Source organism: Synechococcus sp. ATX 2A4, assembly GCF_024346375.1.
Classification (GTDB): domain Bacteria; phylum Cyanobacteriota; class Cyanobacteriia; order PCC-6307; family Cyanobiaceae; genus MW101C3.
The window spans coordinates 1-26,984 of the sequence record NZ_JAGQCV010000011.1 but is presented as its reverse complement, the minus strand read 5'-3'; the positions used below and the strand labels follow the sequence as shown (position 1 = coordinate 26,984).

27 protein-coding genes and 1 tRNA gene are annotated in these 26,984 nt (G+C 67.5%); 16 read left to right on the top strand and 12 right to left on the bottom strand.

Translation table 11 applies throughout. From position 1 onward, the window contains the following. Positions 1-18 precede the first annotated feature (18 nt). Positions 19-1,488 (bottom strand): ammonium transporter, encoded by a 1,470-nt coding sequence (locus tag KBY97_RS11150; RefSeq protein WP_255147039.1) that lies wholly within the window; start codon positions 1,486-1,488, stop codon positions 19-21. A 112-nt stretch (positions 1,489-1,600) separates the two neighbouring features. Next, complete coding sequence (sfsA, locus tag KBY97_RS11145; protein WP_255147038.1) at positions 1,601-2,416, bottom strand: DNA/RNA nuclease SfsA; 816 nt, start codon at positions 2,414-2,416, stop codon at positions 1,601-1,603. Positions 2,417-2,474: 58 nt separating this feature from the next. On the opposite strand from sfsA, the gene murJ reads away from it, so the two are divergent. After that, positions 2,475-4,088: a murein biosynthesis integral membrane protein MurJ gene (murJ, locus tag KBY97_RS11140; RefSeq protein ID WP_255147037.1), complete on the top strand. Its 1,614-nt coding sequence runs from the start codon at positions 2,475-2,477 to the stop codon at positions 4,086-4,088. Here the strand turns inward: murJ and KBY97_RS11135 are convergent. The 3 genes from KBY97_RS11135 to KBY97_RS11125 all read right to left on the bottom strand — a co-directional run bounded on the left by KBY97_RS11135 (position 4,072) and on the right by KBY97_RS11125 (position 4,984). Next, on the bottom strand, positions 4,072-4,338 hold the full coding sequence (locus KBY97_RS11135) for a cytochrome-c oxidase (RefSeq protein WP_094513616.1): 267 nt from the start codon (positions 4,336-4,338) through the stop codon (positions 4,072-4,074). The two genes, murJ and KBY97_RS11135, sit on opposite strands and share 17 nt — an antisense overlap. Before the next feature lie 78 nt (positions 4,339-4,416). After that, positions 4,417-4,707, bottom strand: a complete 291-nt coding sequence (locus tag KBY97_RS11130) for a DUF3181 family protein (protein WP_255147035.1) — start codon at positions 4,705-4,707, stop codon at positions 4,417-4,419. A gap of 25 nt (positions 4,708-4,732) precedes the next feature. After that, positions 4,733-4,984 (bottom strand): hypothetical protein, encoded by a 252-nt coding sequence (locus tag KBY97_RS11125; protein ID WP_255147033.1) that lies wholly within the window; start codon positions 4,982-4,984, stop codon positions 4,733-4,735. Positions 4,985-5,088: 104 nt separating this feature from the next. Between KBY97_RS11125 and KBY97_RS11120 the strand changes: the two genes are divergently transcribed. From KBY97_RS11120 to KBY97_RS11095, 6 genes are all read left to right on the top strand, one after another. After that, a tRNA-Arg gene (locus KBY97_RS11120) sits at positions 5,089-5,162 on the top strand. A gap of 129 nt (positions 5,163-5,291) precedes the next feature. Beyond that, positions 5,292-6,581, top strand: coding sequence for a serine hydroxymethyltransferase (gene glyA / locus KBY97_RS11115; RefSeq protein WP_255147031.1), 1,290 nt, complete (start codon positions 5,292-5,294; stop codon positions 6,579-6,581). A gap of 149 nt (positions 6,582-6,730) precedes the next feature. Beyond that, entirely contained in the window at positions 6,731-7,852 is a 1,122-nt protein-coding gene (locus KBY97_RS11110) for a glycosyltransferase family 4 protein (RefSeq protein ID WP_255147030.1), read from the top strand. 68 nt (positions 7,853-7,920) lie between these two features. Further along, complete coding sequence (locus KBY97_RS11105) at positions 7,921-9,375, top strand: competence/damage-inducible protein A (protein WP_255147029.1); 1,455 nt, start codon at positions 7,921-7,923, stop codon at positions 9,373-9,375. Positions 9,376-9,487: 112 nt separating this feature from the next. Further along, on the top strand, positions 9,488-10,945 hold the full coding sequence (leuC, locus tag KBY97_RS11100) for a 3-isopropylmalate dehydratase large subunit (protein WP_255147137.1): 1,458 nt from the start codon (positions 9,488-9,490) through the stop codon (positions 10,943-10,945). Positions 10,946-11,032: 87 nt separating this feature from the next. After that, positions 11,033-11,644 (top strand): 3-isopropylmalate dehydratase small subunit 2, encoded by a 612-nt coding sequence (locus KBY97_RS11095; protein ID WP_255147136.1) that lies wholly within the window; start codon positions 11,033-11,035, stop codon positions 11,642-11,644. Between the two features lie 18 nt (positions 11,645-11,662). Here the strand turns inward: KBY97_RS11095 and KBY97_RS14760 are convergent, their stop codons facing one another. Together KBY97_RS14760 and KBY97_RS11085 are read right to left on the bottom strand one after the other, a co-directional pair. Next, on the bottom strand, positions 11,663-14,875 hold the full coding sequence (locus tag KBY97_RS14760; protein WP_255147027.1) for a DUF3769 domain-containing protein: 3,213 nt from the start codon (positions 14,873-14,875) through the stop codon (positions 11,663-11,665). 173 nt (positions 14,876-15,048) lie between these two features. Continuing rightward, the gene (locus KBY97_RS11085) at positions 15,049-15,168 is read right to left on the bottom strand and encodes a photosystem II reaction center protein I (protein ID WP_006172424.1); all 120 of its coding nucleotides are present in this window, start codon (positions 15,166-15,168) and stop codon (positions 15,049-15,051) included. 101 nt (positions 15,169-15,269) lie between these two features. Between KBY97_RS11085 and KBY97_RS11080 the strand changes: the two genes are divergently transcribed. Continuing rightward, positions 15,270-18,356: an alpha-mannosidase gene (locus KBY97_RS11080; RefSeq protein WP_255147026.1), complete on the top strand. Its 3,087-nt coding sequence runs from the start codon at positions 15,270-15,272 to the stop codon at positions 18,354-18,356. Here KBY97_RS11080 and psbN read toward each other — a convergent pair. Then, positions 18,344-18,487, bottom strand: coding sequence for a photosystem II reaction center protein PsbN (gene psbN / locus KBY97_RS11075; protein WP_255147025.1), 144 nt, complete (start codon positions 18,485-18,487; stop codon positions 18,344-18,346). The two genes, KBY97_RS11080 and psbN, sit on opposite strands and share 13 nt — an antisense overlap. A gap of 123 nt (positions 18,488-18,610) precedes the next feature. Between psbN and psbH the strand changes: the two genes are divergently transcribed. The 4 genes from psbH to KBY97_RS11055 all read left to right on the top strand — a co-directional run bounded on the left by psbH (position 18,611) and on the right by KBY97_RS11055 (position 20,420). Continuing rightward, positions 18,611-18,811 carry a photosystem II reaction center phosphoprotein PsbH gene (gene psbH / locus KBY97_RS11070; protein WP_071800830.1) on the top strand — a complete coding sequence of 67 codons (201 nt, stop codon included), beginning with the start codon at positions 18,611-18,613 and terminating at the stop codon, positions 18,809-18,811. A gap of 92 nt (positions 18,812-18,903) precedes the next feature. Then, positions 18,904-19,272, top strand: coding sequence for a TatA/E family twin arginine-targeting protein translocase (locus KBY97_RS11065; RefSeq protein WP_255147023.1), 369 nt, complete (start codon positions 18,904-18,906; stop codon positions 19,270-19,272). Between the two features lie 40 nt (positions 19,273-19,312). Continuing rightward, positions 19,313-19,954 carry an aminoacyl-tRNA hydrolase gene (gene pth, locus KBY97_RS11060; protein WP_255147021.1) on the top strand — a complete coding sequence of 214 codons (642 nt, stop codon included), beginning with the start codon at positions 19,313-19,315 and terminating at the stop codon, positions 19,952-19,954. Positions 19,955-20,162: 208 nt separating this feature from the next. Then, positions 20,163-20,420: a DUF3146 family protein gene (locus KBY97_RS11055; RefSeq protein ID WP_255147019.1), complete on the top strand. Its 258-nt coding sequence runs from the start codon at positions 20,163-20,165 to the stop codon at positions 20,418-20,420. Here KBY97_RS11055 and KBY97_RS11050 read toward each other — a convergent pair. The 3 genes from KBY97_RS11050 to ntcA are packed head-to-tail and all read right to left on the bottom strand — an operon-like array spanning position 20,417 to position 22,931. Continuing rightward, on the bottom strand, positions 20,417-20,932 hold the full coding sequence (locus KBY97_RS11050; RefSeq protein WP_255147017.1) for a resolvase: 516 nt from the start codon (positions 20,930-20,932) through the stop codon (positions 20,417-20,419). The two genes, KBY97_RS11055 and KBY97_RS11050, sit on opposite strands and share 4 nt — an antisense overlap. Continuing rightward, complete coding sequence (locus KBY97_RS11045; protein ID WP_255147015.1) at positions 20,929-22,164, bottom strand: DUF3084 domain-containing protein; 1,236 nt, start codon at positions 22,162-22,164, stop codon at positions 20,929-20,931. The genes KBY97_RS11050 and KBY97_RS11045 overlap by 4 nt, the downstream gene beginning before the upstream one ends. Before the next feature lie 38 nt (positions 22,165-22,202). Then, positions 22,203-22,931: a global nitrogen regulator NtcA gene (gene ntcA / locus KBY97_RS11040; RefSeq protein WP_255147013.1), complete on the bottom strand. Its 729-nt coding sequence runs from the start codon at positions 22,929-22,931 to the stop codon at positions 22,203-22,205. Positions 22,932-23,149: 218 nt separating this feature from the next. Between ntcA and KBY97_RS11035 the strand changes: the two genes are divergently transcribed. Further along, positions 23,150-23,782 (top strand): cob(I)yrinic acid a,c-diamide adenosyltransferase, encoded by a 633-nt coding sequence (locus KBY97_RS11035; protein WP_255147011.1) that lies wholly within the window; start codon positions 23,150-23,152, stop codon positions 23,780-23,782. 4 nt (positions 23,783-23,786) lie between these two features. After that, a complete protein-coding gene (gene dcd, locus KBY97_RS11030; protein WP_255147010.1) occupies positions 23,787-24,380 on the top strand; it encodes a dCTP deaminase in 594 nt (197 codons plus the stop codon). Between the two features lie 462 nt (positions 24,381-24,842). Here dcd and KBY97_RS11025 read toward each other — a convergent pair whose 3' ends face one another. After that, entirely contained in the window at positions 24,843-25,952 is a 1,110-nt protein-coding gene (locus KBY97_RS11025; RefSeq protein ID WP_255147008.1) for a hypothetical protein, read from the bottom strand. Positions 25,953-26,082: 130 nt separating this feature from the next. Between KBY97_RS11025 and KBY97_RS11020 the strand changes: the two genes are divergently transcribed. Continuing rightward, the gene (locus tag KBY97_RS11020; protein ID WP_255147007.1) at positions 26,083-26,400 is read left to right on the top strand and encodes a hypothetical protein; all 318 of its coding nucleotides are present in this window, start codon (positions 26,083-26,085) and stop codon (positions 26,398-26,400) included. A 94-nt stretch (positions 26,401-26,494) separates the two neighbouring features. Beyond that, on the top strand, positions 26,495-26,782 hold the full coding sequence (locus tag KBY97_RS11015) for a transposase (RefSeq protein WP_255147005.1): 288 nt from the start codon (positions 26,495-26,497) through the stop codon (positions 26,780-26,782). Positions 26,783-26,984: the final 202 nt, after the last annotated feature.

The following is a 26,984-nucleotide window of genomic DNA, read 5'->3' as shown; positions in this document are numbered from 1 at the left end:
CCTCAGTGGAAACGAAGATCAGCTGGAGGTGGAGGCGAAATCGGGATAGGCCTCCATGCCGTGCTCGCTGATGTCGAGACCCTCGACTTCTTCGGCTTCCGTGACCCGGATGCCGCCGCTGAGGGCGCCGAGCACGGACCAGACGATCCAGGAGCTCACAATGGCGAACAGACCGATGGCCACAACGCCCAGGATCTGGATACCGAGCTGGCCGAAGCCATTGCCGGTGAGCAGACCCTTGTCGGTGTTGAACAGACCAACAGCCAGGGTGGCCCAGATGCCGCAGGTGCCGTGCACGGAGAAGGCACCGACGGGATCGTCGATCTTGAGGCTGTCGATGAAGGACACCGAGAAGACCACGATGACGCCGGCAATGAAGCCAACCACCCAGGAGGCAGGCATGGAGAAGCCATCACAACCGGCGGTCACACCCACCAGACCGGCAAGAATGCCGTTGATGGTCATGGTGAGGTCGGGCTTACCGGAGGTGAACTGGCTGACGATGGTGGAGGCGATACCACCGCCGGCTGCACCGAGCGTGGTGGTGACGGCGATGTAGGGAACTTCCGGAGCCATGGACAGCCAGGAGCCGGGGTTGAAGCCGTACCAGCCGATCCAGAGAATCAGGCAGCCCAGGGTTGCAATCGAGAGGTTGTGACCCGGAATGGCCTGGGTCTTGTCACCAGCGAATTTACCGATCCGGGGGCCAAGCAGCACGGCACCCACCACTCCAGCCCAGGCGCCGAAGCTGTGGACAACAGTGGAGCCAGCGAAGTCAATGAAGCCGAGCGAGTTCAGCCAGCCGCCACCCGCACCGGCATCGTCGGGGAAATTCCACTGCCAGGAGCCGGAGATGGGGTAGAGGATGCCAACAAGCACCAGTGAAAAGATCACGAACTCGACGAACTTGATGCGCTCTGCAACCAGCCCCGACACGATCGTGGCGGCGGTGCCTGCGAAGGCTGCCTGGAAGAGGAAGTCGATGCTGGGAACGAGCGCGCCATCGGTCACCATCTCAGGGGTGACTGTGGGATCAAAGAAAACTCCACCGAACTTGAGCACTCCGGGGATGACCCAGTCGGCGTTGTACATGATCTTGTAGCCGATGAACCAGTAGGCCGTCACCGCCAGGGCGAAAACGATCAGGTTCTTTGCCAGGATGTTGACGGCATTCTTCTGGCGACACATTCCGGCTTCCACCATGGCGAAACCGGCGTTCATGAAGATCACCAGAACGGCGCACACGAACAGGAACATGTTGTTGGCCAGGAAGGCCGGGGTGAGCTCAGGCAGGTCGGCGGCATGGGCCGAAAGGTTGAACACACCAAGACCGAAGAGAGCCAGCGGAACGCAGGCCATCCAGGTGAGGGTGCGGGAATTGCTCATCCCCCTGATGCGATGAAGCAGCAGTGGGGGAGCTTCGAGCAGGCTCGCCTCTGACAGCCGCTTGGGGCGCCGTTGTCGAGGGGCTTGGGTTGCAATGGTCATGTAGGAAAAGACCAGGAGGGTGTCGGAAGTGGATGACGCTCGGAAGCGCGTCCCTGGCCGCCAAACTTCCTTTCTGACGCGTGTTCTTGTGGTGTCGACGGCTACAGATCGCTCAAAGACAAGAGGATGTGTCGCCTGAATCCTCGTGCGTCAGCACCGGTGTAGTGCCCAGCCATGTGACCCCGTCTTCCCGGAAGTCGTACCGGCAGGGCAGCACCTCAACCCCGGCCGCCAGGGCCGTGCGGAAGAGCTCTCCGTAGCGGGGATCGGCAGAGTCGCCTGGTGCGAAGCGATTCACATCGCTGCGGCTGAGGCAAGGGATGAGCAAGGCGCGGGCCTCCGGCACCAGGTCGGTCAGCTCTTCGAGGTGCTTCTGGCCCCGCTCTGTAACCGTGTCCGGAAAGAGGGCCAGGGAACCGCGGCTCCAGGTGGTGTTCTTGATTTCCACATAAATCATGCGGGAATCAGCGGCCCCCTCGGCGGGCGTGAGCAGCAGATCGATGCGGCTGCGGCGCCCGCGCCCGTAGGGAACCTCCGCGCGGATCGCCCCGATTGGCCCCAGCCAGGGCTCCAGCAGGCCGGCGTCAATCGTGGCGCGCACCAGCCGGTTCGGCAAGGCGGTGTTGACGCCCACCCAGCAGGGAGAGCCGTCGGCGCTGGGCACTTCCGCCTGCTCCCACGTCCAGGCCAGCTTGCGCTCAGGCCGGGGATCGTGGCGCAGCCGCACCCGGCCGCCGGGGATCAGCACCCCGTTCATCGGGCCGGTGTTGGCGCAGTGGGTCGTTACCACTGCGCCATCGGCGAGCTCCACATCGGCCATGAAGCGCTTGTAGCGCCGCAGCAGGATTCCCTCCACGAACGGTTCGAAGCGCAGCACGGTGGCGGCTGCCTCCGGGGTGGATGCGGCGGCTGCAGGAGCTGTTGGCATGGGGTGGGGGGACGCGGTGGAGAATCAGCCGAACGAATGGGCCTGCGGTCGATACCGGATGGTGAAATCCCTGCGCCGCATCGCCCTGGTGGTGGCGGTGGCCACGGCGCTGAGCAAGGTGGCTGGTCTGGTGCGGCAGCAGGTGATCGCCGCCGCCTTTGGGGTGGGCGCCGCCTATGACGCCTACAACTACGCCTACGTATTGCCAGGGTTCATGCTGATCCTGCTGGGCGGGATCAACGGGCCGTTTCACAGTGCCATGGTGAGCGTGCTGGCCCGCCGGCCGCGTGATCAGGGCGCCCATGTGCTCGCGGCGATCAACACATTGGTGGCGCTGGCACTGATCGTGGTGACGCTGATCCTGCTGGTGGCCGCCAATCCCCTGATCACCCTGCTGGGCCCGGCGCTGCCGCCGGACATCCATGCCAATGCTGTGCAGCAGCTGCGCTGGATGGCGCCGATGGCGCTCTTCGCCGGGCTGATCGGCCTCGGCTTCGGTGCCCTCAACGCGGCCGATGAGTTCTGGCTGCCATCGGTGAGCCCGCTGCTCTCCAGCGTGGCGGTGATCGGTGGTCTGGGTCTGCTGTGGTGGCATCTGGGCCCCGCCATCGGATTGCCGCAGCACGCCCTGATCGGCGGGGCGGTGCTGGCCGGCTCCACCCTGCTGGGCGCTGTTCTGCAGTGGCTGATTCAGCTGCCCACCCTGGCCAGGCAGGGCCTGGGCCAGCTGCGGCTGGTCTGGGACTGGCGCGACAGCGGCGTGCAGGAGGTGCTCAAGGTGATGGCGCCGGCCACCCTCTCCTCCGGGATGTTGCAGATCAACGTGTTCACCGATCTGTTCTTCGCCTCCGGCATCCTGGGCGCCGCTGCCGGCCTGGGCTACGCCAACCTGCTGGTGCAGACGCCGCTGGGCCTGCTCTCCAATGCGCTGCTGGTGCCGCTGCTGCCGGTGTTCGCGCGGCTCACCGCGCCGGAAGATCGCCCGGCCCTCACCGCCCGCATCCGCCAGGGGTTGATGCTCTCCACCGCCAGCATGCTGCCGCTCGGTGCCCTGTTCGTGGCGCTGGCCGGCCCGATTGTGGTGCTCGTGTACCAGCGCGGCGCCTTCGATTCGGGCGCCGCCGCCATGGTGACCGGCCTGCTGATGGCCTACGGGCTGGGCATGCCCGCTTACCTGGGCCGTGATGTGCTGGTGCGGGTGTTCTATGCGCTGGGCGACGGCAACACCCCGTTCCGCTTCTCGGTGCTGGGCATCGGGCTGAATGTGGTGTTCGACTGGACCCTGGTGGGTGGCCCCACCCCCTGGGGCCTGCAGTTGCCGGCGCTCAACTTCGGGGCTCCCGGGCTGGTGCTGGCCACCGTGGCGGTGAACCTGGTCACCTGCCTGGGCCTGCTGCTGGCCCTTCAGCGCAGCCTGGGCGCCCTGCCATTGCGCCGCTGGGGCCTCGACAGCCTGCTGTTGCTGGGGGCCGCTGCGGTGGCGGGCCTGGCGGCCTGGTGGCTCTCCTGGGCGGTGAACTGGCCGGTGGGGCTGCTGGGCGGGCTGCTGCAGTGCGGCTTCAGCACGGCGGTGGCGCTTTCCCTGTACGGAGCGCTGGCCACATCCGCCGGAGTGCCGGAAGCCCGCCAGCTCAGCCAGCAGGTGCTGCAGCGGCTCAGGCGCCGCTCTTGAGCCGCACCTGCCGTTCCTCTCGCACCTGAACGGGCACCTCGATGTGGCTGCGGCCCACCATCGTGGGCCCGTCAATCGAGAAGATGCGGGCTTCGATGCCGAACTCGCGGAAAGCGGTTTCCAGTTCCTGGATCAACGCCTTTTCCACCTGGGCTTCGGCATCGACCACCTTGCCGATCAACCGCCCGCCCAGACGGCCGATGCGCTGGCGGACCACCTCGCGGGCGTTGGTGACCTCGATGACCAGCATCCAGCGCCTGCGGTGGCTGCAACCCTATTCGCAGCCTTGCCTTTGCGCCCGGCTTGTCGCCGAACTTCAGTGGCTGAATCAGTGGCTGAAGCCTTCGAGCACATCCTCGAGATCGCGCAGTTGCCCCGGCGGGATCAGCCGCGCCAACGGCAGGCGGCTGGAGCCTCCGCCGATCGGCACCTGCACCGCCTCAAGCGCCTGGCGGGCGCACACTTCGGTCCCCTGGTCGAGCCGGGCGGCGCACTCGATCGCCAGGGGGCCGTCGAGGCCCGCATCGCCCAGATACAGGTGCCAGCCGGCGATCTGCAGATAAAGCCGCTCGGCGAGAGCCTGGCGGAGGTCTTCGATCTCGGTGGCCGGGAGCGTCATGGCCACAGGGGGCGAGGGGTGCTGTTCATGGTGTAGCGCCATCGGTGGCGGCTGGCCGCTGGCTCAGCACCACCAGCAGGTGCACCAGCCAAAGGCTTCCCCAGCCCACGCTCAGCCAACCCAGATGGTTCCAGGGGTGACGCAGACCCTGCACCACCCACAGACCGCTGTTGATGGCCGCGAACGCCATGCCGTGCAGGGTGAGGTTCACGATCCGCTCGAAGTGGCGGTAGGTGGGGTCGGCGGGGTCGGCGGGGCCGTACCAGCGGATCGGCATGGGGTTTGAGCGGAGAGCCGCCGCAGGAAGCTGCATCGATTGTGGCCCCCGGCCCCGGGCCTGTTGACGGAAGGGCCCTCCGTGCGGTGAGAATGTGGGGGTAAGCGCTTGTAGCTCAGCGGATTAGAGCATCTGACTACGGATCAGAGGGTCGGGAGTTCGAATCTCTCCAGGCGCGCTTTCAACGGTTCACAGTGTTGATTCCTTCCACCGCCCTTCCGGGCGGTTTTTTTTGCGCTTCCGCGCCAGCAGCCCTGTGGGCGGGTCGATTTCCTACGATCAGTTCCATCAGGCGGCGCACCGATCAATGACGGACTCCAGCGGCGAGGCCCTCAACCATTCCCTGGCGAGCGGCGATCCCGCCATCGCCGCCTTGATCGGCAAGGAGCAGGAGCGGCAGCAGAACCATCTTGAGCTGATCGCCAGCGAGAACTTCACCTCCCGGGCCGTGATGGAAGCCCAGGGGTCGGTGCTCACCAACAAGTACGCGGAAGGCCTGCCGCACAAGCGCTATTACGGCGGCTGCGAGCACGTCGACGCGATCGAGGAACTGGCCATCGCCCGCGCCCGCCAGCTGTTCGGCGCCGACTGGGCGAACGTGCAGCCCCACAGCGGCGCCCAGGCCAACTTCGCCGTGTTCCTGGCCCTGCTGCAGCCGGGCGACACGATCCTGGGCATGGATCTCTCCCACGGCGGCCACCTCACCCACGGCTCTCCCGTGAACGTGTCGGGCAAGTGGTTCAAGGCTGTGCACTACGGCGTGTCCCCCGACACCGAGCAGCTTGATTTCGCCAGCATCCGCGAGCTGGCGCTTGAACACCGCCCCAAGCTGATCATCTGCGGCTATTCCGCCTACCCCCGCACGATCGATTTCGCCGCCTTCCGCGCCATCGCCGATGAGGTGGGCGCCTACCTGCTGGCCGACATGGCCCACATCGCCGGTCTGGTGGCGGCAGGTGTGCACCCCAGCCCGATCCCCCACTGCCATGTGGTCACCACCACCACCCACAAGACCCTGCGCGGCCCCCGCGGTGGCCTGATCCTCACCGGTGATGCCGCCTTCGGTCGCCAGTTCGACAAGGCCGTTTTTCCCGGCAGCCAGGGCGGCCCCTTGGAGCACGTGGTGGCCGCCAAGGCGGTGGCCTTCGGTGAAGCCCTCCAGCCGGCCTTCCGCGCCTACAGCCAGCAGGTGGTCGTCAACGCCAAGGCAATGGCGGCCCGGCTGATGGAGCGGGGTGTCCGGGTGGTGTCGGGAGGCACCGACAACCACCTGGTGCTGCTCGATCTGCGCTCAGTCGGGCTCACCGGCAAGGTGGCTGATCTGCTGGTGAGCGATGTGAACATCACCGCCAACAAGAACACGGTGCCGTTCGACCCCGAATCGCCCTTCGTCACCAGTGGCCTGCGGGTCGGCAGCGCCGCGCTCACCACCCGCGGCTTCGATGCCGAAGCGTTCGTGGAAGTGGCCGATGTGATCGCCGATCGCCTGCTCCATCCCGACGACGCCGTGGTGGAACTGCGCTGTCGCGAGCGGGTCCGGGCGCTGTGCTCGCGCTTCCCTCTCTATGGCCCGGTGCGCGTGGCCCAGCCTGTCTGAGGCGGAAGCCCCGTCCCTAAGCTGCTCGCCAGGACAACCAGGCCCATGGCTCACCCTGTGCTGAACCATCCCGTGTTGGCCAGAGCGGCGCAGCCGTCCCCTCTTCCCAGCCACGCCCCGAGCCTTCAGCCGAGAAGCCTTTCTCTGTCGTGAGTCTTCTCCGCAACCCGGTCATCACGGCCTTCCTCACCTTCGGTGTCGCGGCCCTGCTCACGGCGCTGGTGGTGCCGCTTGTGCGGCGGCTTGGCCTGCGGTGGGGCCTGTTCGACCCCCCCGATGAGCGCAAGCAGCACAGCATCCCGATGGTGCGGCTGGGCGGGGTGGGCATGGTGCTGGGCTTCTCGCTGGCGCTCACCTGCATCTGGGCGCTGGGGGGGTTTGGCACCCTCTCACCCGCCAAAGACCAGCTGATCTGGACGACGCTGGCGGGCGCGCTCTGTTTCTTCGTGATCGGTCTGGCGGACGACCTGTTTGCCCTGCCGCCCCTGCCACGGCTTGCCGGTCAGGTGGCCGTGGCGATGGTGGTCTGGAGCCAGGGGGTGCGCATCGGCGCCATCGATCTGCCGTTTGGCCTGCTGGGTCAACGCCCTGATGGCCTTGTGCTTCCTGATGCCCTGAGCCTGCTGGCCACGCTGATCTGGCTGGTGGGCATCACCAATGCGATCAACTGGATCGACGGCCTCGACGGGCTGGCGGCGGGCGTGGGCGGCATCGCCGCGATCGGCCTGCTGTCGGTGAGTTTCAGCCTGCAGCAGAGCGCCGCCGGGCTGCTGGCCGCAGCGCTGGCGGGGGCCTGCTTCGGTTTTCTGCGCCACAACTTCAATCCCGCCCGCATCTTCATGGGCGATGGCGGCTCCTACTTCCTCGGCTTCGCCCTGGCGGCGATCAGCATCGTGGGGCCGGCCAAGGGGCTCACCACCGTGAGCCTGCTGTTTCCGCTGCTGATCCTGTCGTTGCCGCTGGCAGACATGTCGGCGGTGATCATGGGCCGGCTCAGCGAGGGCCATTCTCCCTTTTATCCTGACCGCCGCCACCTGCACCACCGGTTGCTGCGGGCCGGCTTCAGCCATCGCCGCACGGTGCTGCTGATCTACGCCTTCACCCAGTGGCTGGCCACCCTGGCGCTGGTGGCCGCGAATGTGGAAATGCGCTTCCTCTGGCTGGCGATCGCCACTGCGATTTTGATCGGTGCTGTGATGGGGTCGCGCAGCCACCTTGAGGCCCAGCTGCCGGAGTCGCCCCCCTGTGACGGCAGCAACCGGCCCGGCTGAGCGCCGGTAGTGCCCCTGGGGCCTGCCGGGGTGATGTTGAAGCGATGCGCTCACCGAGGAGATCACCCATGCGTTCTCAGCCAATGCGCGGTGCCGACAGGGACGAACCCGAAGGCAGGCAACAGGAAGAAGCGTTCGCTGCAGCCGGGGTTGATGGAATAGCCGGCGGCGGCCCGAACCTGGCGTCAGCGGACAGCCGTGGGCGGGAGTCCTCAGAAGCTTCGGGGCCGGTGCGGGACATTGCCACCGCAGAAGTGCTCTGCATCGGCACCGAGCTGCTGCTCGGCAACATCCTCAACGGCAACGCCCGCTGGCTGGCCGAAGAGCTGGCGGCCCTCGGCATTCCCCATTTCCGCCAGACCGTGGTGGTGGACAACCGCGAGCGGCTGATCCAGGTGGTGCGGGAGGCCGCGGCCCGCAGCCGTCTGCTGATCTGCACCGGTGGCCTGGGCCCCACCCCCGACGACCTCACCACCGAGGCGATCGCCGCGGCATTCGGCACGCCGCTGGTGGAGGTGCCGCAGGTGTGGGAAGACATCCAGGCCAAGCTGGCCGGCCGGGGACGGCCGCTGGCCGCCAGCAACCGCCGCCAGGCGCTGCTGCCCGAGGGCGCCCGCGTGGTGCCGAACCCCACCGGCACTGCACCGGGGATGCTCTGGAGCCCGCCGCCCGCCTCCCTGCCAGCAGGCCGGATCCAGCCCGGCTTCACCGTGCTCACTTTCCCGGGGGTACCGAGCGAGCTGAGGCCGATGTGGCAGCAGAGCGCCGTGCCCTGGTTGCAGGAACAGGGCCTGGCGGGGGCCTGCTTCCAGAGCCGGCTGCTGCGGTTCTGGGGAATCGGCGAATCCACCCTGGCCGAGCAGGTGGCTGATCTGCTGGCCCTCGAGAACCCCACCGTGGCCCCCTATGCCGGCACCGGTGATGTGAAACTGCGGCTCACGGCACGGGCGGCCAGCCCTGCGGAGGCTGCGGCGCTGCTGGCGCCCCTGGAGGCGGAGCTGCGCGCCCGCACCGGCCGACTCTGCTTCGGCGCCGATGAGGAGTGCCTGGCCTCGGTGGTGCTGGCGCTGCTGCGGGCCCGGGGGGAAACCCTGGCGGTGGCGGAGAGCTGCACCGGCGGTGGCATCGGCGCGGCCCTGGCGGCGGTGCCCGGTGCCTCCGATGTGTTCCTCGGCGGGGTGATTGCTTACGCCAACACGATCAAGCAACAGCTGCTGGGGGTCACGGCCGCTGCGCTCGACCGCCACGGTGCGGTGAGCGATTCGGTGGCGATGGCCATGGCCGAAGGGGTGCGCCGCAGCACCGGCGCCAGCTGGGCGGTGTCGGTGACCGGCATCGCCGGCCCGGGCGGTGGCAGCGCCGAGAAGCCGGTGGGCCTGGTGCACATTGGCCTGGCGGGCCCCCAGGGCAGCTGCAGCGAGGCGGTGCGCTTCGGCAGCTCGAGGGGCCGCGCCTGGATCCAGGCCGTCACCGCCGGGGAGGCGCTCAACCGCCTGCGGCTGCAACTCAGCGCGCCCGCCTGATTCCGGCGAGCCGTTGCCGGCACCCCTGTGCGCGTTTCCTGCCGCAGATCGGCGCTGCCGACCGCCCGCTCCCCTCGGTTTTAGGGTGTCTTCTGACACATGGGGACGAACGGTGAGCGCCGGCACCCTCTACGACAAAGTGTGGGATCTCCACCGCGTGGCGGAACTGCCGGGTGGTTCCACCCAGTTGTTCATCGGCCTTCACCTGATCCACGAGGTCACCAGCCCGCAGGCGTTTGCCGCGCTGAGGGATCTCGGGCTTGGCGTGCGCCACCCGGAGCGCACCGTCGCCACGGTGGACCACATTGTGCCCACCACCTCCCAGGCCCGGCCCTTCGCCGATCCCCTGGCCGAGGAGATGCTGGTGAATCTGGAGCGCAACTGCGCCGCCCACGCCATTCCCCTGCACGGTCTGGGCAGCGGCCGGCAGGGCATCGTGCATGTGATCGCCCCTGAGCTGGGCCTCACCCAGCCCGGCATGACCGTGGCCTGCGGCGATTCCCACACCTCCACCCACGGCGCCTTCGGGGCGATCGCCTTCGGCATCGGCACCAGCCAGGTGCGCGACGTGCTCGCCACCCAGAGCCTGGCGTTGAACAAGCTGCGCGTGCGCCGCATCTGGGTGGATGGCGCCCTGCCCCCTGGCGTGTACGCCAAGGATCTGATCCTGCACGTGATCCGGGTGCTGGGGGTCAAGGGCGGCGTCGGCCATGCCTATGAATTCGCCGGCCCCGCCGTGGCGGCCCTGTCGATGGAGGAGCGCATGACCCTCTGCAACATGGCGATCGAGGGCGGCGCCCGCTGCGGCTACGTGAACCCCGATGCCACCACCTTCGCCTACCTGGAGGGGCGGCCGATGGCCCCCTCCGGCACTGCCTGGGAGCGGGCGGTGGCCTGGTGGTCGAGCCTGGCCAGCGATGCCGACGCCAGCTACGACGACGAGGTGCGTTTCGATGCCTCCTTGCTGTCGCCCACGGTCACCTGGGGCATCACGCCGGCCCAGGGCATCGGCGTGGATGAAGCGGTGCCCACCCCCGAGCAGCTCGATCCCCAGGAGCGGCCGATCGCTGAGGAGGCCTACCGCTACATGAACCTCAGCCCCGGCGCCGCGATCGCCGGCCTGCCGGTGGATGTCTGCTTCATCGGCAGCTGCACCAACGGCCGGCTCAGCGACCTGCGCGCCGCCGCCCTGGTGGCCCGTGGCCGCCACGTGGCGGCGGGCATCCGGGCGTTCGTGGTGCCGGGATCCGAGCAGGTGGCCCGCGCCGCTGAAGCCGAAGGCCTCGACCGGCTGTTCCGCGAGGCCGGTTTTGAGTGGCGTGAACCCGGCTGCTCGATGTGCCTGGCGATGAACCCCGACCGGCTGGAGGGGCGCCAGATCAGTGCCAGCTCCAGCAACCGCAACTTCAAGGGCCGTCAGGGTTCCGCCAGTGGCCGCACCCTGCTGATGAGCCCGGCGATGGTGGCCGCCGCCGCCGTCCGCGGCCACGTCACCGACGTGCGTGAACTGCTCGCCGAAACCGGCCGCAGTGCCAGCGCCGCCTCCCGCCAGCCTTCCCTCACTGCCTGAGCACCTGACCCAGCTGACCCAGCTGACCCACCATGACCACCTGACGCCGTGATCGCTTCCCCTTCCCTGCCCCCCCTCACCGACGCGGTGACCTCCAGCGGCTTCCCGATCGGACCGATCCCCAGCGTCGAAGGGCGCGCGGTGGTGCTCGCCGGCGACGACATCGACACCGACCGGATCATCCCGGCCCGCTTCCTCAAGTGCGTCACCTTCGAAGGCCTGGGGGAACAGGTGTTCGCCGACGACCGCAGCGAGCTGGGCGGCAGCCATCCGTTCGACCGCCCCGAGCACAGCGGTGCCCGGTTGCTGCTGGTGAACCGCAACTTCGGCTGCGGGTCGAGCCGCGAACATGCGCCGCAGGCGCTGATGCGCTGGGGCCTGCGGGCGGTGATCGGCGAGAGCTTCGCCGAAATCTTCCACGGCAACGGCCTGGCCCTTGGCCTGCCTTGCCTCACCAGCGGCCATGAGCAGATGCTGGCCATCCAGGCCCATGCCAGCTCCCATCCCACCGCCTCCTTTGTGCTGGATGTGCAGGCCGCCGAGCTGCGCTGCGGCGATCAGGTGTGGGCGCTGGAGCTGGCGCCCGGGCCGCGGCAGATGCTCACCACCGGCCAGTGGGATGCCACCGGCCAGCTGCTCGCCAACGACGACGCCCTGGTGGCCACCGTCGCCCGCCTGCCCTACCTGAACGGGTTCTGAGCGGGCGGGACCGCTCGCTCAGAACAGGCCGTCGCCGGTGTGGCCGCGCATCCGCTGCTGGTAGGGCACGAAGGGCACGCCGGTGCCTCTGAAGCCGAAATCGTTCAGGCGGATGCGCACGCCGCCGATCCCTTCAAAGGGGCTGTAGTAGACGCTGAAGGCATAGGAGCGACGCTGCCAACGCAGTTCAACGAACGAGCCGGTGAGCTCGCCGTAGTTGGGTGAGCTGGCATCCACGTTCACGCCGATGCCGCCATCGAGCACCAGCGGGCCCACCAGTTGCTGGGTGAGGCCAATGCCCACCGTGCCCAGATCCACGGCGGCATCGAAGGCGAACGGGCTGAGGCCATCGCGCACACTGATGCCACCGGTGACGGTGAGCTGGGTGTAATCGAGGAAGGGCCGGCTGAAGTGGCCCAGGGTGAGCGTGGGCCCGCCGGAGAGCGAGAACACGTTCTGACGGGTGCCATCGCCGAAGTAGGCGAGGCTCGCTGAGATGTTGGTGTTGAAGGTGAGGCCCGGCACGATTGGCACCGGTGAATAGCGCAGCGCCCCTTCTGGGGTGGAGGGCAGCGGCTGGCCGCGCCAGAGGGTGATGGAACTGTTGATGGCGCCGAAGGCGTTGCCGCGCCACAGCTGGGCGAAGTTCTGGGATTCGCCGCCGTTCTCGAAGAACTCGTTGCTTTGGTAGTTGCCCACGCCCAGCCGCCAGAAATAGCTGTTGCTGAAGTTGCCCACCGGCGGCAGCACGCCGCGCTGTTCGATTGAGGTGCCGTAGGCGGAGTACACGTCCTGCTCGCCCAGGGTTCCGTTCCAGATGCGGAAGCGGTAGGCGCCGAAGATGCGTGACTTCACATCACCCAGCAGCGGCAGCTTGAGCGGGCGCACCAGTTCGCCCCAACTGCGGGTGCCGTTGGAGAAATTGCTGGGATCAAAGGTGGAGATGTCGAGGTTGAGGTCGGCCTCGAAGCCGAACACCGGCGCCTGCAGGCGCGCTTCAAGGCCGAACAGATCGCCCAGGGTGCTGGGTTGCGACTGGGCATCCGCCCCGGCGGGCTGGCCGGGCAGGGGGTAGCTGTTGGTGGTGCCTTCGTAGGCGCGTTGCAGCAGGAACTGGGGCTCCAACTCCAGGATGCCGCGCTGGCCGATGCCGATCGGCTTGAGGCGGCGGCCCACGAAGAAGCCGTCGCGGTCTTCGTTGTCGACGCCGAACACCCAGCGGTTCTCCACCTCCTGCTCCTTGCGGATGCGGGTGCTGCTCGTGACGTTGATCGGCAGGCGATCTTCCAGGATCAGCCGGTTGCGGCGGGAGGTGATCACCGTGTCGCCGTTCTCGTCCTGCACGGCCAGCACGTCGTCGGCATCCATCCACGACTGGGCGGGTGTGAAGGGGTCGTTGGTGAAGCTGGCCCGATCGGCCCGCCAGCCTTCGGCGGTGAGCACGGCGCGGGCGGCCTGGAAGCGCAGCCGGGTGAGGGTGCCGTCCACCAGGTTCGGGCGGCGGTTGCTCTCCAGCCGCCGCACCTGGGGCGGCCTGGCGGGCCCGAAGTCGTTGTTGTTGTTGTCGTCGCTGGTGTTGCCGCCCCCGGGAACGCCGAAGCGGCGCTCGGAGGCCAGGCCTTCACGCGCCTGCACATCACTGATGCGTTGATCGGTGAGGGCGGCGATCGCCTTGCGGCGTTCCTCTTCCTGGGCGCGCATGGTGCGGAAACTGGGCCGCTGTGGCGCCTGGCCAGCAGTGGTGGTTGCCGTGCCGGTGCCGTTCGCAGCAGTGGCACCTGTTCCGGCAGCCGGCTCGGTGGGGCCTTGGGGCTTGGCGGGGGCCTGGGGTTCGGCGGGGGCGGTGCCGCCCATCGCGACCTGCTCCAGCGCCTCGGCCAGCGAGCGGGGCCGCTCGGGCGGCTCGGCGCCACGGTTGGGGCAGCCCTTGGGGGGCAGCAGCTCGGCCTGAGGGCCGGCACCACGGGCGGGTTGGCTGCCGAAGCGATGGCGCAGGCCGATCAGGTAAGCGTTGCTGCCTTCCCGCACCCCGCTGTAAAGGCCGAAGGCACCGGAGCGGTGGTGAATCCGGCCCACCACCGACCACTGCGGCGAGAACGCCCCTTCCACCTCGAAGGCGAGGTAGTTGAGCAGCTGGGCGCAGTTCTCGCGGGTGGCGCACTCGAAGTTGCTCAAGCTGGTGTTGAAGCTCACCCCCTGCACAAAGCCCAGGCTGAGCCAGGGCTGCAGCCAGGCCCGCAGACCGATGCCTGCGGTGATTTCCCCGAAGCTCTGGGCGGCGATGCCGGCGCTGTTTTCGGCGGCTGCCTTGTGCCCCAGCAGGTTGAGATCGAGTTCGAGGGCGAAGGGCCCGGCCTGGAGCAGGCGTCGCTGCAGTCCTGCGCCCAGCAGGTAGTCCTGGCGCAGGGCCCCCTGGAAGACGAAGGTTTCGCCGAAGCCGGCGTTGGTGGTCTGGCCGGCCCAGGCCGTGGCTGCCCAGGGGTAGGGGTGCCAGTTCGGGATCGGCGGCAGCTCGGTGGGGCAGGCCAGTGGCGGCGGCGCCCCCAGGGGCTCGGCCGGGGGCACCTCGGGATTGAGGTCCACAACAGAGGTGGTGAGGTCGAGCACGCCATAGACGTCCTCCATCTCACCGCGGCCTTCGATCAGGTTGAACCGCAGCTTGCTGGCCTGCAGGAACTGGTTGCCGCGCTGAAACCGCACGCTGCCGGTGGCGTACACGGTGCGGTTCACAGTGTCGTATTCGATCCGCTCGGCCATCAGGCGGCCGCCGGACAGCAGGGCCGAGGCATTGCCGGTGGCCACGTAGCGGTTGATCACCAGATCGAAGCCCTGCTGATCGGCGGTGATGTCGAGCAGCAGGGGAGGAGATGCGGCAGCTGCCGCCGGCGCGGGCGTCAGATCTGCTGGGGGGCCACCGCCAGGCAGCGGCACCGGGCTGGGATCCTGGCCCTGGCTGGGAATCGAATCCTGGCGGCCGCTGGCTTCGTTGGCGCCGGTAGCGACGGGAAGGAAGCCGGGATCTCCGGGACCACTCGCCGGCGTGGCCGTCAGACCGGAATCCTCTGGCATCGCCGCCAGGCTGGACGCCGGCAGCGCCGCGGGCCCCGTGTCTGGTGGCGGTTGCGCGGCTCGATCAGCTGCGCTGGCGTCGCCGCCACCTGCCGGTGGCTGGGGGGAAGGCGGGTGGTTGCGGGCCTCCACGCTGGGAACCCCGGAACAGGCCGCGAGCACGCCTGCAACCCCAATGGCCCAGCGAAGTGGCTTGGCTGAGGGCACGCGATTTCCCAATCAGCGGCTGATCCTGCCACGACAGGCGTGGGCAGAGGCCGCTGCCGGGCAGGGCGAGCACTGGCCCAGCGCCGGCCCGTAGGGGGACGCGGTGCGCTGGGTCAGGAGCTCAGGCTTCAGTCTTCGAGATCTTTGCGGCTGGGGGTGCGGCTGGGATCGCTGGCCAGGAAGCCGAAGACGAAGATGCCGATGAAGAAGAAAACGACCGAGTAAACCGAGATCTTGAGAGCGAGCATGGTCCGGTCCGGCGGGTGACAGGGAGTGACAGGCGCCAGGTGGGCCCTGAACGACCCTTCGGCAGCGGCATCATCCTATGGGTCACACCCGACCCGAAACGATGACGCAGGGCCTCGATCCCGAGCTTCGCCCCTGGATTGAAACGTTTCGATCACGTTCCTGCCTCGACCTGCAGCCCCGCTGGTGCCGCCGCTTCCCTGATGGGGAGTGGCGCGTGGCCCTCGGCGAGGCCTGGGGACGGCGCTACCGCCCCGATTGGCACGCCCGTGGCCTGATCCTCTGGCCCCGCGGCGGCCAACCGTTGCAATTGACGACGACGCTGGTGTGCCCGGAGCCGTGGCGCGATCCGCCGCCGGCCGTGGCGCGGCTGGTGCTGAGCTGGTGGGCTGCCGAGGCCGAGCTGCGCGTCGATGGGCAGCCGGTGCACCGCGGCGATCTGTTCGATGCGGCCTGCCGCTGGCGGCTGCCGCAGCGCTGGTGGAGCGGGGAGCCGCTGCATCTGGAGCTGGAGCTGCGCAGCCCCCTGCACGACGACGGCGCCCTGATCCACAGCCGGATCGAGGCCGAACCCCTTGACCAGCGCGACCCCGGCGGCCTGCTGCTGGCCACCGCCCTGGAGCTGGCGGCCCTGCGCCAGACGGCCGACAGCCCGGGTCCCGACAGCTTCGCTCCAGGCGATGACGCTCCGGCAGTGGGCCTGGAGGCGGCGGCGGCGCGGGCCCGGGCCGTGCTGGCGCCGCCGGGTGGGTTTCAGGTGGCGGGCCATGCCCACCTGGATCTGGCCTGGTTGTGGCCGGTGGCTGATACCTGGCAGGCGGCCGAGCGCACCTTCCGCTCGACGCTGGCGTTGATGGAGCGCGACCCGACGCTGCACTTCGGCCATTCCACCCCGGCGCTCTACGCCTGGCTGGAGCAGCACCGCCCCGCTTTGTTCGCCGCGATCCGGGCGCGGATGCGGGAAGGGCGCTGGGAGCCGCTCAATGGTCCGTGGGTGGAAACCGATGCGGTGCTGATCGGCACCGCATCGCTGCTGCGCCAGTTCGAGGACGGCCAGGCCTACAGCCGCGCCACCTTTCCGGAGTGGGAGCACCCGCTCGCCTGGCTGCCCGACAGCTTCGGCTTCGGCGCCGGGCTGCCGGTGGTGGCGGCGGCCACCGGGGTGCGCTGGTTCTGCACCCACAAGCTGGCCTGGAATGCCACGAATCCGTTCCCGCACCGGCTGTTCCGCTGGCGGGGGCGCTGCGGCGCCGAAGTGCTGGCGCTGATGACCGCCCCGATCGGCACCGGTGGCGACCCGCTGGCGATGGAGCGCTACCGGCTGGAGTGGCAGCGGGCCACCGGCGACGCGGACGCCCTTTGGCTGCCGGGCGTGGGCGACCACGGCGGCGGCCCCACGGCAGAGATGTATGAGCAGCTGGCGCTGTGGCAGCAGCAGCCCGCCGCCGCCCCCCAGGCCCACGGCGGCGTGCGCCCCTACCTGGCCCGGCTGGAGCTCTACCGCGCCCAGCTGCCGGTGTGGCGCGACGAGCTCTACCTGGAGCTGCACCGGGCCTGCCCCACCAGCCGGCCCGACCAGAAACGCCACAACCGCACCCTGGAAAGGCTGCTGCGCGAAGCCGACCTGGCGGCGGCGCTGCTGTGGGCTGGTGCGGCGGACATCACGGCGCCGGAGGACGACACGCAGGCAGCTGGTTCCGCCGGCGCCGGATGGCGCACGCTGCTGTTTCAGCAGTTCCACGACATCCTGCCGGGCACGTCGGTGGCGGAGGTGTTCGAGCAGGCGGAGCCCCAGTGGCGCCGGGCCCGCCGCGGGGCGCGGGAACGCCGCGACCGCCTGCTGCTGGCCTGGTTGGAGGGAGGGGCGGCGGCGGCTGAGGCCCAGCCGGCCGGCCAGCCCTGGTGGGTGATGCGGCTGCAGCCCCTGCCGGCGGCAGCGCTCACCCTGCGGTTGCCGGCGGGCCGCTGGACGCTCGCGCAGCGGCCGCTGCCGCAGCAGGTGGCACCGGGCGGGGGCTGCTGGGTGCAGCTGCCGCCTGCAGCTGGGCTGACGCCCCTGGCCCTGGAGCGCCGATCACGGCCGGCAGCGGCTCCAGCGGCAGCGCCGCTGGAGGTGGAGGTGCAGGCGCCGGTGTGGAGCGAGCCGCTGGGCGAGGGGCGCTGGCGGATCGGCAATGGTCTGCTGGCAGCCGAGCTGGGAGCTGGCGGGCTGGAGCAGCTCTGGGGCGCTGACGGGCCGCCCCGGCTGGCGGCACCGCTGCAGTGGCGCCGCTGGCGCGACAGCGGCGAGTTCTGGGATGCCTGGGATCTGGCGGCGGATCACCGCGAGCACCCGCTGCCGCTGGAATGGCAGCCGGTGCTGGAGCTGGTGGAGCAGGGCCCCCTCTGCATGCGCCTGGTGGCGCGGGGCCGTTGCGGAGCCAGCCCGTTGCGGCTGGATCTGCGCCTGCTGGCGGGCAGCCCCTGGCTGGAGCTGGTGCTGCGGGTGGACTGGCGCCAGCGCCATGAGCTGCTGCAGCTGGAGGTGCCGCTGCAGCAGCGGGCCTGCCGCTGGGCGGCCGATACCCCGGCGGGCGTGCTGGAGCGCCCTGCGGTGCCCTGCACCGCCCGCGAGAAGGCCCGCTGGGAGGTGCCGGCGATCGCCTGGACCTGCAGCCAGGCGGAGCGCGGCGGCCTGGCGGTGCTGCTGGATGGGCCGCAGGGCGTGTCGGGAACGGCGGAGCGCCTTGGGGTATCCCTGCTGCGCGGGCCCACCTGGCCCGACCCTGGCGCCGACAACGGCCTGCAGCGCCTGCGGCTCGCGCTGATGCCCTGCGCCGACGGGTGGCGTCAGGCGGCAGTGCCGGCGGCGGCCCGCGCGTTTCGCGCGCCGAGCTGGTGCCGTCCGGCCACGCCGCCCGCGGCTCTGGATCCAGGGGCCATGCCACCAGCGGTCACAGCACTGGTGCCCACGCCACCACCACCAGCGCTCGCCCTGGGTTCGGCCCAGCTCGACCCGGTGGCGATCGCGCCGGATGCGGAGCCGGGGGTGGTGCGGATCACGGTGCAGAACCTCTCGCCCTGCCGGCAGCCGCTGGGGCTCTCAGCGGGCTGGCAGGTGATCGGGCCGGCTGAACCGCTGCTGCCTCCCTGGGCGCTGCGGCACCTGCGGGTGCGGCGGGTGACGCCCGCTCAGGCTCAGTCGTCGTGATCGTCGAAGGGATCGGTGAGGCCCTTGGACGGGGGGCCGAAGGCGAGGTAGACCCCGAAGCCGGTGAGGGCGAGCAGCGCCACCAGCACGGTGAGCGCGATCGAAAGGGCGGGGGAGGAGGTTTCGGTCAAGGAAGGGGGCAGCTGCTGGGGATGGCGGAGGTGGATCACAACTCTCGACAGTGACCGCGCCGGTCTCCGCCTCGACCCTTACAGTAACGATCCCCATACATGTGTCCGAGAGGCTCACCCGCCATGGCGCAACGCACCCCGCTGGGAAACCTGCTCCGCCCGCTCAACTCCGAGTACGGCAAGGTGGTGCCCGGCTGGGGCACCACGCCGGTGATGGGCATCTTCATGGTGCTGTTCCTGGTGTTCCTGCTCGTGATCCTGCAGCTGTACAACAAGTCGCTGCTGCTCGACGGCATCACCGTGAACTGGAACGGCCTCGGCTGATCGTCCGGCCGTTGGTGGGCCTGGCGGCGCTGGCTGCCGGGCTCTCTGGATTTCACGTTTGTTCCCGCTTCAGTGTCTGACCCAGGCTTTCCATGAACATCTTTGGGATTGGGCTGCCGGAAATGGCGGTCATCGCGGCCATCGGCCTGCTGGTGTTCGGCCCGAAGCGATTGCCGGAGCTGGGTCGCACCCTGGGTCGCACGCTCAAGGGGTTCCAATCGGCCTCCACCAACTTCGAGCAGGAGTTCCGCAAGGCGATCGACTCCGAAGCCGACACCGTGGTGACCACCAACAGCGTGGCGATCACCGAGGCCCAGGCTCCTGCTGCTGAGGTTCCGGTTGCCGCGCAGCCTCAGGCGTCTGCCGCTGAGGCTGCTGCGCCTGCGCCGGCCGCTGCCGTTGCTTCCCCCGCTCCGGTGGCAGAGCCTGCTGTCAGCGAGCCGCCTGCGGCGGCCGCCTGAGTTCAACGCTTCGCTTCCCCCGCTCCGTTCCGCCACGGCCATGACCGCCTCTTCCACGCCGGGCGGTGAGGCCCGCACGGGCGACCTCCAGTTGGTGGTGGGCCTGGGCAATCCCGGCGACAAGTACGCCCGCACCCGCCACAACGTGGGCTTCATGGCCCTGGAGCGGCTGGCGGCGCGCGAGCGGGTGAGCTTCCGCGCCAACACGCGGATGCAGGGGCTGCTGGCGGATGTGGGCCAGGGGGCCCAGCGCCTGCGGCTGCTGATGCCCACCACCTACATGAATGAGAGCGGCCGGTCGATCCGTGCCACGCTCGACTGGTTCGGCCTGCGTCCTGACCAGATGCTTGTGCTCGTCGATGACATGGACCTGCCGTTGGGCCGCCTGCGGCTGCGCCTGGCCGGCAGTGCCGGTGGCCATAACGGCCTGCGCAGCACCATCAGCCAGCTCGGCAGCCAGGAGTTTCCCCGGCTGCGCATCGGCATCAGCGCCCCTGCTGATGATCCGATCACGCGCAAGGCCCGCACGATTTCCCACGTGCTGGGCCGCTTCGAGCCCAGTGAGCAGGCCTGCGTGGAGGCGGTGCTCGATGAGGTGCTGGCGGGGCTGGGGGTGATCCAGCGGCTGGGGTATGAACGGGCCGGCAATCGTCTGAACAGTTTTCAGCCCGCAGCGGCTTGAGGCTGGGCCGGGCGACTCCGCCCGGTTGCTGTTGATGGTTTCGCTTCCGCCTCCATCTGTCTGGCTCCTCCCGCCACCGCCTGCACCCGTCTCCTGTCGCTCCCTGCCTCCTTCAGTCGCCTCCTGCCTCTTCCTGACTCCCTCCATCTGCCTGCCTCTGCTCCGCCTCCTTTCTGCTCCTGTCTGCCTCCGCGCGTTTCCTGCCTCCGTGAGCCGTCTTCCTGCCACCACCGCCCAGCTGCGGGTGCTGCGCCAGAGCTTCACCCAGAAGCTGCTGGAGGGCGAGGTGGTGGCCGGCGGCTTCGCCTGGACCTTCCGCTGGGCGTTCGATCGCGGTGAGCTGACCGTGGAGCCGTCGCTGGGCCGCGCCCTGATCCAGGACGCGCTGCTGCGCTTCCTGCTCAAGGCTGATTACCAGCTGGAGCCCGGTGGCGACTATGCCTTCACGGTGCGGGCGCGCTTCTAGAAGGCGGCGGGCGGCAAGGAAGGGGCCCGCGTGAGCGGCTGGCCGAGGTGGCGTTCGAGCAGCAGCTGGGCGACGACATCGTCCCAGGGGCGGGGCGGCTGGCGCAGGCCTTCGGGCAGCAGGCGCCGCCAGCCGCGTGGCGGGAACAGCTGCCAGAAGCGATGCCGTGCCTCCAGGGTGGTGCGGCGTTCATCCACCAGCTGCACCGGCAGCAGCGGCGCCAGGCGCTGGCGCCAGTGGCGGCTGCCGGTGCCATCGCCGAGCACCACGCCGGCCACGGCCCCTTCGGCCTGCCAGGCAAGCAGCTGGGCGAAGGCCTGCTCCGGCTCCAGGATCAGGGCGGCCAGCACCTGCTGCCGCGCCGGGTCACAGCGCACCAGGCCGCACTTGCAGCGGCCTGGATCGAGCGCAGCAAGCGGGCCAGCGGCAGGCAACGGCAGGAGCTGCGGCAGCGGCTGCGGCTCTGGCTGCGGAGGCGGCGGTGGCGCACCGGCCGCCGGCGTGGGGCTCATGAGGGGCGCTTGGGCAGAGAGGGGGCGGTGGGGCCGCCATCGAGGCGGCGCAGCTCCAGCACCACCGGATCGGGTGTTTCGGCTTCGCGCACGGCCACGGCTTCAAGGCTGACGGCCTGGCCGGCTGGCCGCTCACTCAGCTCCCGCCCCAGCTGGTTGAAGCTGGCCACATCGAACTGCACCCCATCCACCAGGGACCCCTGCCGCTGCGCCTTGGCGAAGGAGGAGGCCAGCAGCAGGTTGAGCCGGTTGCGCACCTGTTCGGGGGAGATCTCGTTGCCTTCCAGGCGGGTGGTGGCCATCACCTCGCCTTGGCGGATCACCTGCTTGTTGGGGCGCAGATCGGGGAAGCCGAGCACCTGCTGCTCACCGCGCAGCACGTTGGCGGCCGAGAGGATGCTCACCACCCAGCTGCCGCCTTTCTGGATCAGGGCTTCCAGCTTGGCGATGTCTTCGCGGGGCACCAGCAGGATCGGCCGATCGACCGGCTCGCCCGGCAGCACCCGCTGAAAGGCCAGCTGGTTGGCCTGGCGCAGCAGGGCATCGATGGCGGCGCGGGCCTGGCCTGGCTGCTGCACGCTCACCTTGGCGGTGGCCAACGGCTGGCCGCTGCTGATCACCACATCCCCGCGGCGCAGGGCGATCAGCTTGGTTTCGAGGTCTTTGAGCTCGGCCTGGCCGGAGGCGATCTGCCCCTTCACGCGCGCCAGTTCCGCTTCGGTGCGGCGGATGTCCTGGTCGCGGGCGCGGATGTCGCTGTTGAGTTGATCGCGTTGGCGCAGCAGCAACTGCTGCTGGTTCTGCAGGGGCTGCAGCTCCCGCCGCAGGCGGCCCGCCTGTTCCTCCACCGCCACCAGCTGGCGGCGCGCCTGCTGGCGGCCCCGTTCGGCGCGGCCCACGGCCAACTGGGCGTCGCGCTGGGCCGAGAGGCTGCGTTTCAGGGCGGCATCACTGCGCTCGACCGCGTCGCGGCTGTCCTGCAGCTTCTGCTCGAGGCTGTCGAGCTCGAACAGGCCGGTGCGCAGGCGCTGGCTCACGGCCAGCATCAGGCCGAGCGAGACGGCACTGATCAGGCTGCCGGTGAGCACCGTGATCAGCACCGCGGTGTTGCGCGGGCGGAGGTTGAAGAGGCTGAGCCGGGCCTTGCCGACACGGCTGCCGAGGCGATCGCCGAGGGTGGCAAGCACCCCGCCGAGGGTCAGCAGGGCCAGGATCAGCAGCCAGGCGGACACGATTCAGGGCGGGGGGGTCCAGTATCGGCCGCCGGCCTTCAGCTGAAGCGTTTGGCCAGGGCCACCGGATCGAACACGGTGATCTTCTTGCGATCCACCTGCACGAGGCCGGCCTGACGCAGATCGCCGAGCAGGCGGGTGATGGTGACGCGGGTGGAGCCGATCGCTTCGGCGATCGCCTGGTGCGACAGGCGCAGATCGATGGTGATGCCCTCGGCGCCGGGGACACCGAAATCGCGGCAGAGCACCAGCAAAAAGCTCACCAGCCGCGAGGACATGTCGCGGTGGGTGAGGGTTTCGATCATGGTCTCCGTCTGCAGGATGCGGGAGGAGAGGCCCTGGAGCAGCAGCAGGCCCACGCTGGCGTCCTGCTCGATGGCGCGCCGCACGGAGCTGGCCGGAGCCGCCACCAGCTCGACGCGGGTGAAGGCGACCGCGTGATAGAAGCGATCCGAGCGCTGGCCGGTGAGCAGGGAAAGCACGCCGAAGAGGCTGTTCTCGCGCAGCAAGGCCACGGTGATCTCCTCGCCGCTCTCATAGACGCGGGAGAGGCGCACGGCGCCACGGCGCAGCAGGTAGACGCGTTCGGCCGGGTCGCCGGGGAAAAAGATCGTTTTGCCGCGCTCCACGGTCTCACTCGTGCAGCCGCTCAGCCCGCGCATCACCTCCAGCAGGGTGCTGGAGCCGCCCGCGGAGGAGGTGAGACCGCTGTTGACAGGCGCGGGGGTGGTGCTGGTGCGGCTGAATCCGCGCATCGCGCCGACCATGACGGTTGGACAAGTGGTTGGAAGCTACGGATCGGCTTCCGTGCTCCATGTAGCCGATCACACTAACTGGACGGTTCCCTATGGACATCCGCCTGCAAAATCCCAGTGCCGACGGGATTTTTGCAAAGTAGTACAAACGTACGCGCTAGGGGTGGTGTCTGATCCTTGATTCCGGGCCTGGCGCCGCTACATTCGGCATCGCGAACCAACGGGTGTGGATGACGGCCAGCCTGCTCAACCCCGCCATGCCCACCGGTGGCTCCCGTTCCCATGGCCCGGGGCGCTCCCATGGCACGGCGCCCGTGGCACCGCTGGCGGCTGTGGCGTCACGCCCGCTGACGCTGGTGCCCCCGGCCCAGACCGAAGGCCTGCTGCAGGTGCACACGGCGCCGTTTCGCGGCAGTTTCTCCGGCGTGTTCAGCCAGGCGCTGCGCAGCGCGGGGCTGGGCAGCCGGGTGCTGATCAGCCAGTTCCTCAAGGGCGGCGTGGACCAGGGGCTGGAGCGCAGCCTGTGGCTGTGCGGCCGGCTGCAGTGGCTGCGGCCCGCCTTCCCCGCCTGCCTGAGTGAACCGGCCGCCGCGGAGCCCGAGGGGCCCGGAGCGGAGGAGCAAGAGGCGGTGCTGGAGGTGTGGGGCTACACGCGGCGCCAGCTGCTGGACGGGGCGGTGGATCTGATGGTGCTCGACGAGCTGGGGCTGGCGATCGCGCTGGGCTACCTGCCGGCGGCGGAGGTGGAGGCCACGTTGGAGCAACGGCCCGCCCATCTCGATGTGATCCTCACGGGGCCAGCGATGCCGGCTTCCCTGCTGGCGATGGCCGACCAGGTGACCCAGCTCCGCCGCAACTGCTGACCCCATGCTCAAGTGCGACCGCTGGATCAACGAACAGGCTGCGGCGGGCATGCTCGAACCGTTCCAGGGCAAGTTGGTGCGCCACCTCGATGCCGAGAACCGCACAGCGCCGGTGCTCAGCTACGGCTGCTCCTCCTACGGCTACGACCTGCGGCTCTCCCCCAAGGAGTTCCTGATCTTCCGGCATGTGCCGGGCACGGTGATGAACCCGAAGCGGTTCAACCCGGCCAACCTGGAGCCGGCGCCGCTCCATCACGACGACGACGGCGACTACTTCATCCTGCCCGCCCATTCCTACGGGCTGGGGGTGGCGCTGGAGCTGCTGCGGGTGCCGGCCAACATCACCGTGATCTGCCTGGGCAAGAGCACCTATGCCCGCCTCGGCATCATCGTGAACACCACCCCCGCTGAAGCCAGCTGGGAAGGCCATCTCACCCTGGAGTTCAGCAACTCCTCCGGCGCCGATTGCCGCATCTACGCCAGCGAAGGCATCTGCCAGCTGCTGTTCTTCGAAGGCGAACCCTGCCAGACCACCTACAGCGACCGCGCCGGGAAGTACCAACACCAACCGGAGCGGGTGACGTTGGCGAAGGTTTGATGGGGGATGGAGGGAGTGGCTGGGAGCTGTTTTTTTGTTATGGGGTTAGAGGCTGAAAGAGATGGTGCGAGTTCTTGGCTTGGCAAGGGTGTGGTTCAAGAAGCCGGCGCCTTCGGAAGAAGCCAGCACGCTCTGTATCATTTTGAACAGCGGATATCTGACCCGCGAACCACGCTTTCTCATCTCAGCAGACTGTTCAAAACCTATGCGGGATCAGGCTTGTCGGATGCCCTTGGAGGCCTCCTTTCGGTGGTTTGCAGAAGGGGAACGGCAATGCGGCGTGGTTTGCGGAACCGTCCAAGAACCAGTTAGCAGCATTTAAATTATGCGGTGAGCAAACTGGAAAAGCATCAAGCATCTCGAAGTCAACAATTCTGAGAAGCGCCCTATTCCGTGCGAGCTTTGGCTGAATGAACATTAGCCCGAATTCATGATTTAAATGATGACAGGAATCGATGCCCATTAGCCAATGCCTGCACGCCGCTTCACCTCAGCCCAAAGTTCTGGACGCATACGAATTCTCTGATTCAATACAAACTCCCAGAGGCCCTGAGAACGAAACTCGAGATGAAGTGATTCAGCATACATCACAAGATCGCGCGGCTGGATATTCCGAATCTCACTATATCCACCCCATTGAGCGAGATCAAGCGGGCAAGATTTATATTCTCGCGTGTGGTAGGAAACGGCTCGTTCAAAAAAGAATGCTTCCACACGATTGGAAAACTCAATCAAAAGTTGCTGGGATCCATACTCATTGTCAATTCGCTTAGCCATGTCAAACGTGATGCCAAGCTTTGACAGATTAGGATAACGAGCAAGCCCATAGATATAGAAGAAGCATGGACGTATATCCTTGAAACGACCAGCCCCAGCGAGGGCCCTGGCAATACTGTCTGCATCACTTCCATCATTTTCCTCGTGTAATACACGAGAAGCAGCAGCGCGGTTGCGATCACGGATATCAAGTGAGTGTCGCTCGAGAATTCGCCTAATTGTTGCACGGTTAAGTGAGAAAGTCTTGGCTAAATATCGCTGGCTGCGCTCCTCTTCTTCATATGCCTGTATCACCTGTTGTTCGATATCAACATAGCGATGTGAAAGAATAGCACTCTTCAGGGCACTAGTTAAATCCAACTGTTTGGCGATCTTCCAAAGGTGCGCGGTACTGATGTTACCCTTCTCTGAAATTTCTTCAATGCTAAGCCCTTCATCAATGAAACGAAGAATCAAGTCTTTGGTAAGATTGTTTTTCTTTAGCCAATTAATCGGTTTAATGCCGTGGCGTTTGAATCTTGCCGCAATAGCAGCCTGGGAGACGCCATATCTCTTTGCGATATCTTGACCAGTTAGACCACTTTCGTTCAGTCGCTTGAGTTCTTCAATTGGAACGTGAATTGTAGTATTATGAGGTTTATAAACATATTCCCGAATACCGCCATCCCTCAATACCTTTGCAATATATTCACGTCCCGGGCCTAGCTGTCGAGAAATGCTATGAATACTATCGCCAGCAAGGAACATCTCAATAATCTTGCTTTGCAAATGAGCATATTTTGATGACTTGTTCATATCCTATTCAGCTACCCGGAAAAGAATGGATACAGGGGTGAAAGAGCGTCCTATCTTGATGCCTGCCTGCCCACATTGCTGCAATACATTATTGTGATGCCGATACATCGTCGATATCTTCAAAACCGCAATGGCGAACGATATTGACTCAGGTGTTGTTGGCTTTGCTAACGCTATAATAGTGGCCACCAATGCATCCATGGAAGGTTTTGCCGAAATGCCCTTCATGCCATGGCGCTCCGCACTCACCTTATTGCATCCGTCAATACAATGCTTTACTTTGTGGTTGCATGCACAAACCTCGATTGAGGCAGCTTTTATGGATTGCTGCCCATATTTGAAGATATTATTACTCTTGTCAACTTGGCCATGCATGCTGAAGAGCGGATTAAAAGGTAAACGACGTGCGATTGCGCAAGGACTTTACTTGCGGGCAGTTGATATGTGAATGTAGCTGAGTTTGAGGTGGTCTGGTTTTTCTGGACAGGGTCCATCGTTAACCTGTGAGGCGGGGCACCGCCCCTGAAAGGGGGCTCCCACCCATGAGCAAACGCCGCACCCATAGCCCCGAGTTCAAGGCCAAGGTCGCCATGGAGGCGATCAGTGGCCGCAAGACGCTCCAGGAGATCGCCGCTGATCATGCGGTGCATCCGATCCAGGTGAGCCAGTGGAAGAAGCAACTCCTTGAGGGTGCCAGCGACCTGTTCACCCGGGGCAATAAGACGCAGCCTAAGGACGAGAGCCAGGCCAAGGAGGCTGAGCTGTTCCAGCAGATCGGCAAGCTTCAGATGGAGCTGGAGTGGCTGAAAAAAAAGTCTCAGCTGCTCTGATGCCCGTGAACGTCGCCAACTGGTCGATCATGCCCACCCTGATCTCACGGTCAGCCGTCAATGTGAGCTGCTTGGCCTGCCTCGATCCACGCTGTATTACCGGCCGGTGCCGGTGCGTGACTCCACGCTACGGATCATGGCCAGGATCGATGCCTTCTACCTGGAGGATCCCACCGCGGGCAGTCGGCGGATGGTGCAGTAT

Coding starts and splice junctions, on each gene's coding strand:
- KBY97_RS11150 (WP_255147039.1), bottom strand. CDS start 1,488: ATGACCATTGCAACCCAAGCCCCTCGACAACGGCGCCCCAAGCGGCTG.
- sfsA (WP_255147038.1), bottom strand. CDS start 2,416: ATGCCAACAGCTCCTGCAGCCGCCGCATCCACCCCGGAGGCAGCCGCC.
- murJ (WP_255147037.1), top strand. CDS start 2,475: ATGGTGAAATCCCTGCGCCGCATCGCCCTGGTGGTGGCGGTGGCCACG.
- KBY97_RS11135 (WP_094513616.1), bottom strand. CDS start 4,338: ATGCTGGTCATCGAGGTCACCAACGCCCGCGAGGTGGTCCGCCAGCGC.
- KBY97_RS11130 (WP_255147035.1), bottom strand. CDS start 4,707: ATGACGCTCCCGGCCACCGAGATCGAAGACCTCCGCCAGGCTCTCGCC.
- KBY97_RS11125 (WP_255147033.1), bottom strand. CDS start 4,984: ATGCCGATCCGCTGGTACGGCCCCGCCGACCCCGCCGACCCCACCTAC.
- glyA (WP_255147031.1), top strand. CDS start 5,292: ATGACGGACTCCAGCGGCGAGGCCCTCAACCATTCCCTGGCGAGCGGC.
- KBY97_RS11105 (WP_255147029.1), top strand. CDS start 7,921: ATGCGTTCTCAGCCAATGCGCGGTGCCGACAGGGACGAACCCGAAGGC.
- KBY97_RS11085 (WP_006172424.1), bottom strand. CDS start 15,168: ATGCTCGCTCTCAAGATCTCGGTTTACTCGGTCGTTTTCTTCTTCATC.
- KBY97_RS11080 (WP_255147026.1), top strand. CDS start 15,270: ATGACGCAGGGCCTCGATCCCGAGCTTCGCCCCTGGATTGAAACGTTT.
- psbH (WP_071800830.1), top strand. CDS start 18,611: ATGGCGCAACGCACCCCGCTGGGAAACCTGCTCCGCCCGCTCAACTCC.
- KBY97_RS11065 (WP_255147023.1), top strand. CDS start 18,904: ATGAACATCTTTGGGATTGGGCTGCCGGAAATGGCGGTCATCGCGGCC.
- pth (WP_255147021.1), top strand. CDS start 19,313: ATGACCGCCTCTTCCACGCCGGGCGGTGAGGCCCGCACGGGCGACCTC.
- KBY97_RS11050 (WP_255147017.1), bottom strand. CDS start 20,932: ATGAGCCCCACGCCGGCGGCCGGTGCGCCACCGCCGCCTCCGCAGCCA.
- ntcA (WP_255147013.1), bottom strand. CDS start 22,931: ATGGTCGGCGCGATGCGCGGATTCAGCCGCACCAGCACCACCCCCGCG.
- KBY97_RS11035 (WP_255147011.1), top strand. CDS start 23,150: ATGACGGCCAGCCTGCTCAACCCCGCCATGCCCACCGGTGGCTCCCGT.
- dcd (WP_255147010.1), top strand. CDS start 23,787: ATGCTCAAGTGCGACCGCTGGATCAACGAACAGGCTGCGGCGGGCATG.
- KBY97_RS11025 (WP_255147008.1), bottom strand. CDS start 25,952: ATGAACAAGTCATCAAAATATGCTCATTTGCAAAGCAAGATTATTGAG.
- KBY97_RS11020 (WP_255147007.1), top strand. CDS start 26,083: ATGGCGAACGATATTGACTCAGGTGTTGTTGGCTTTGCTAACGCTATA.
- KBY97_RS11015 (WP_255147005.1), top strand. CDS start 26,495: ATGAGCAAACGCCGCACCCATAGCCCCGAGTTCAAGGCCAAGGTCGCC.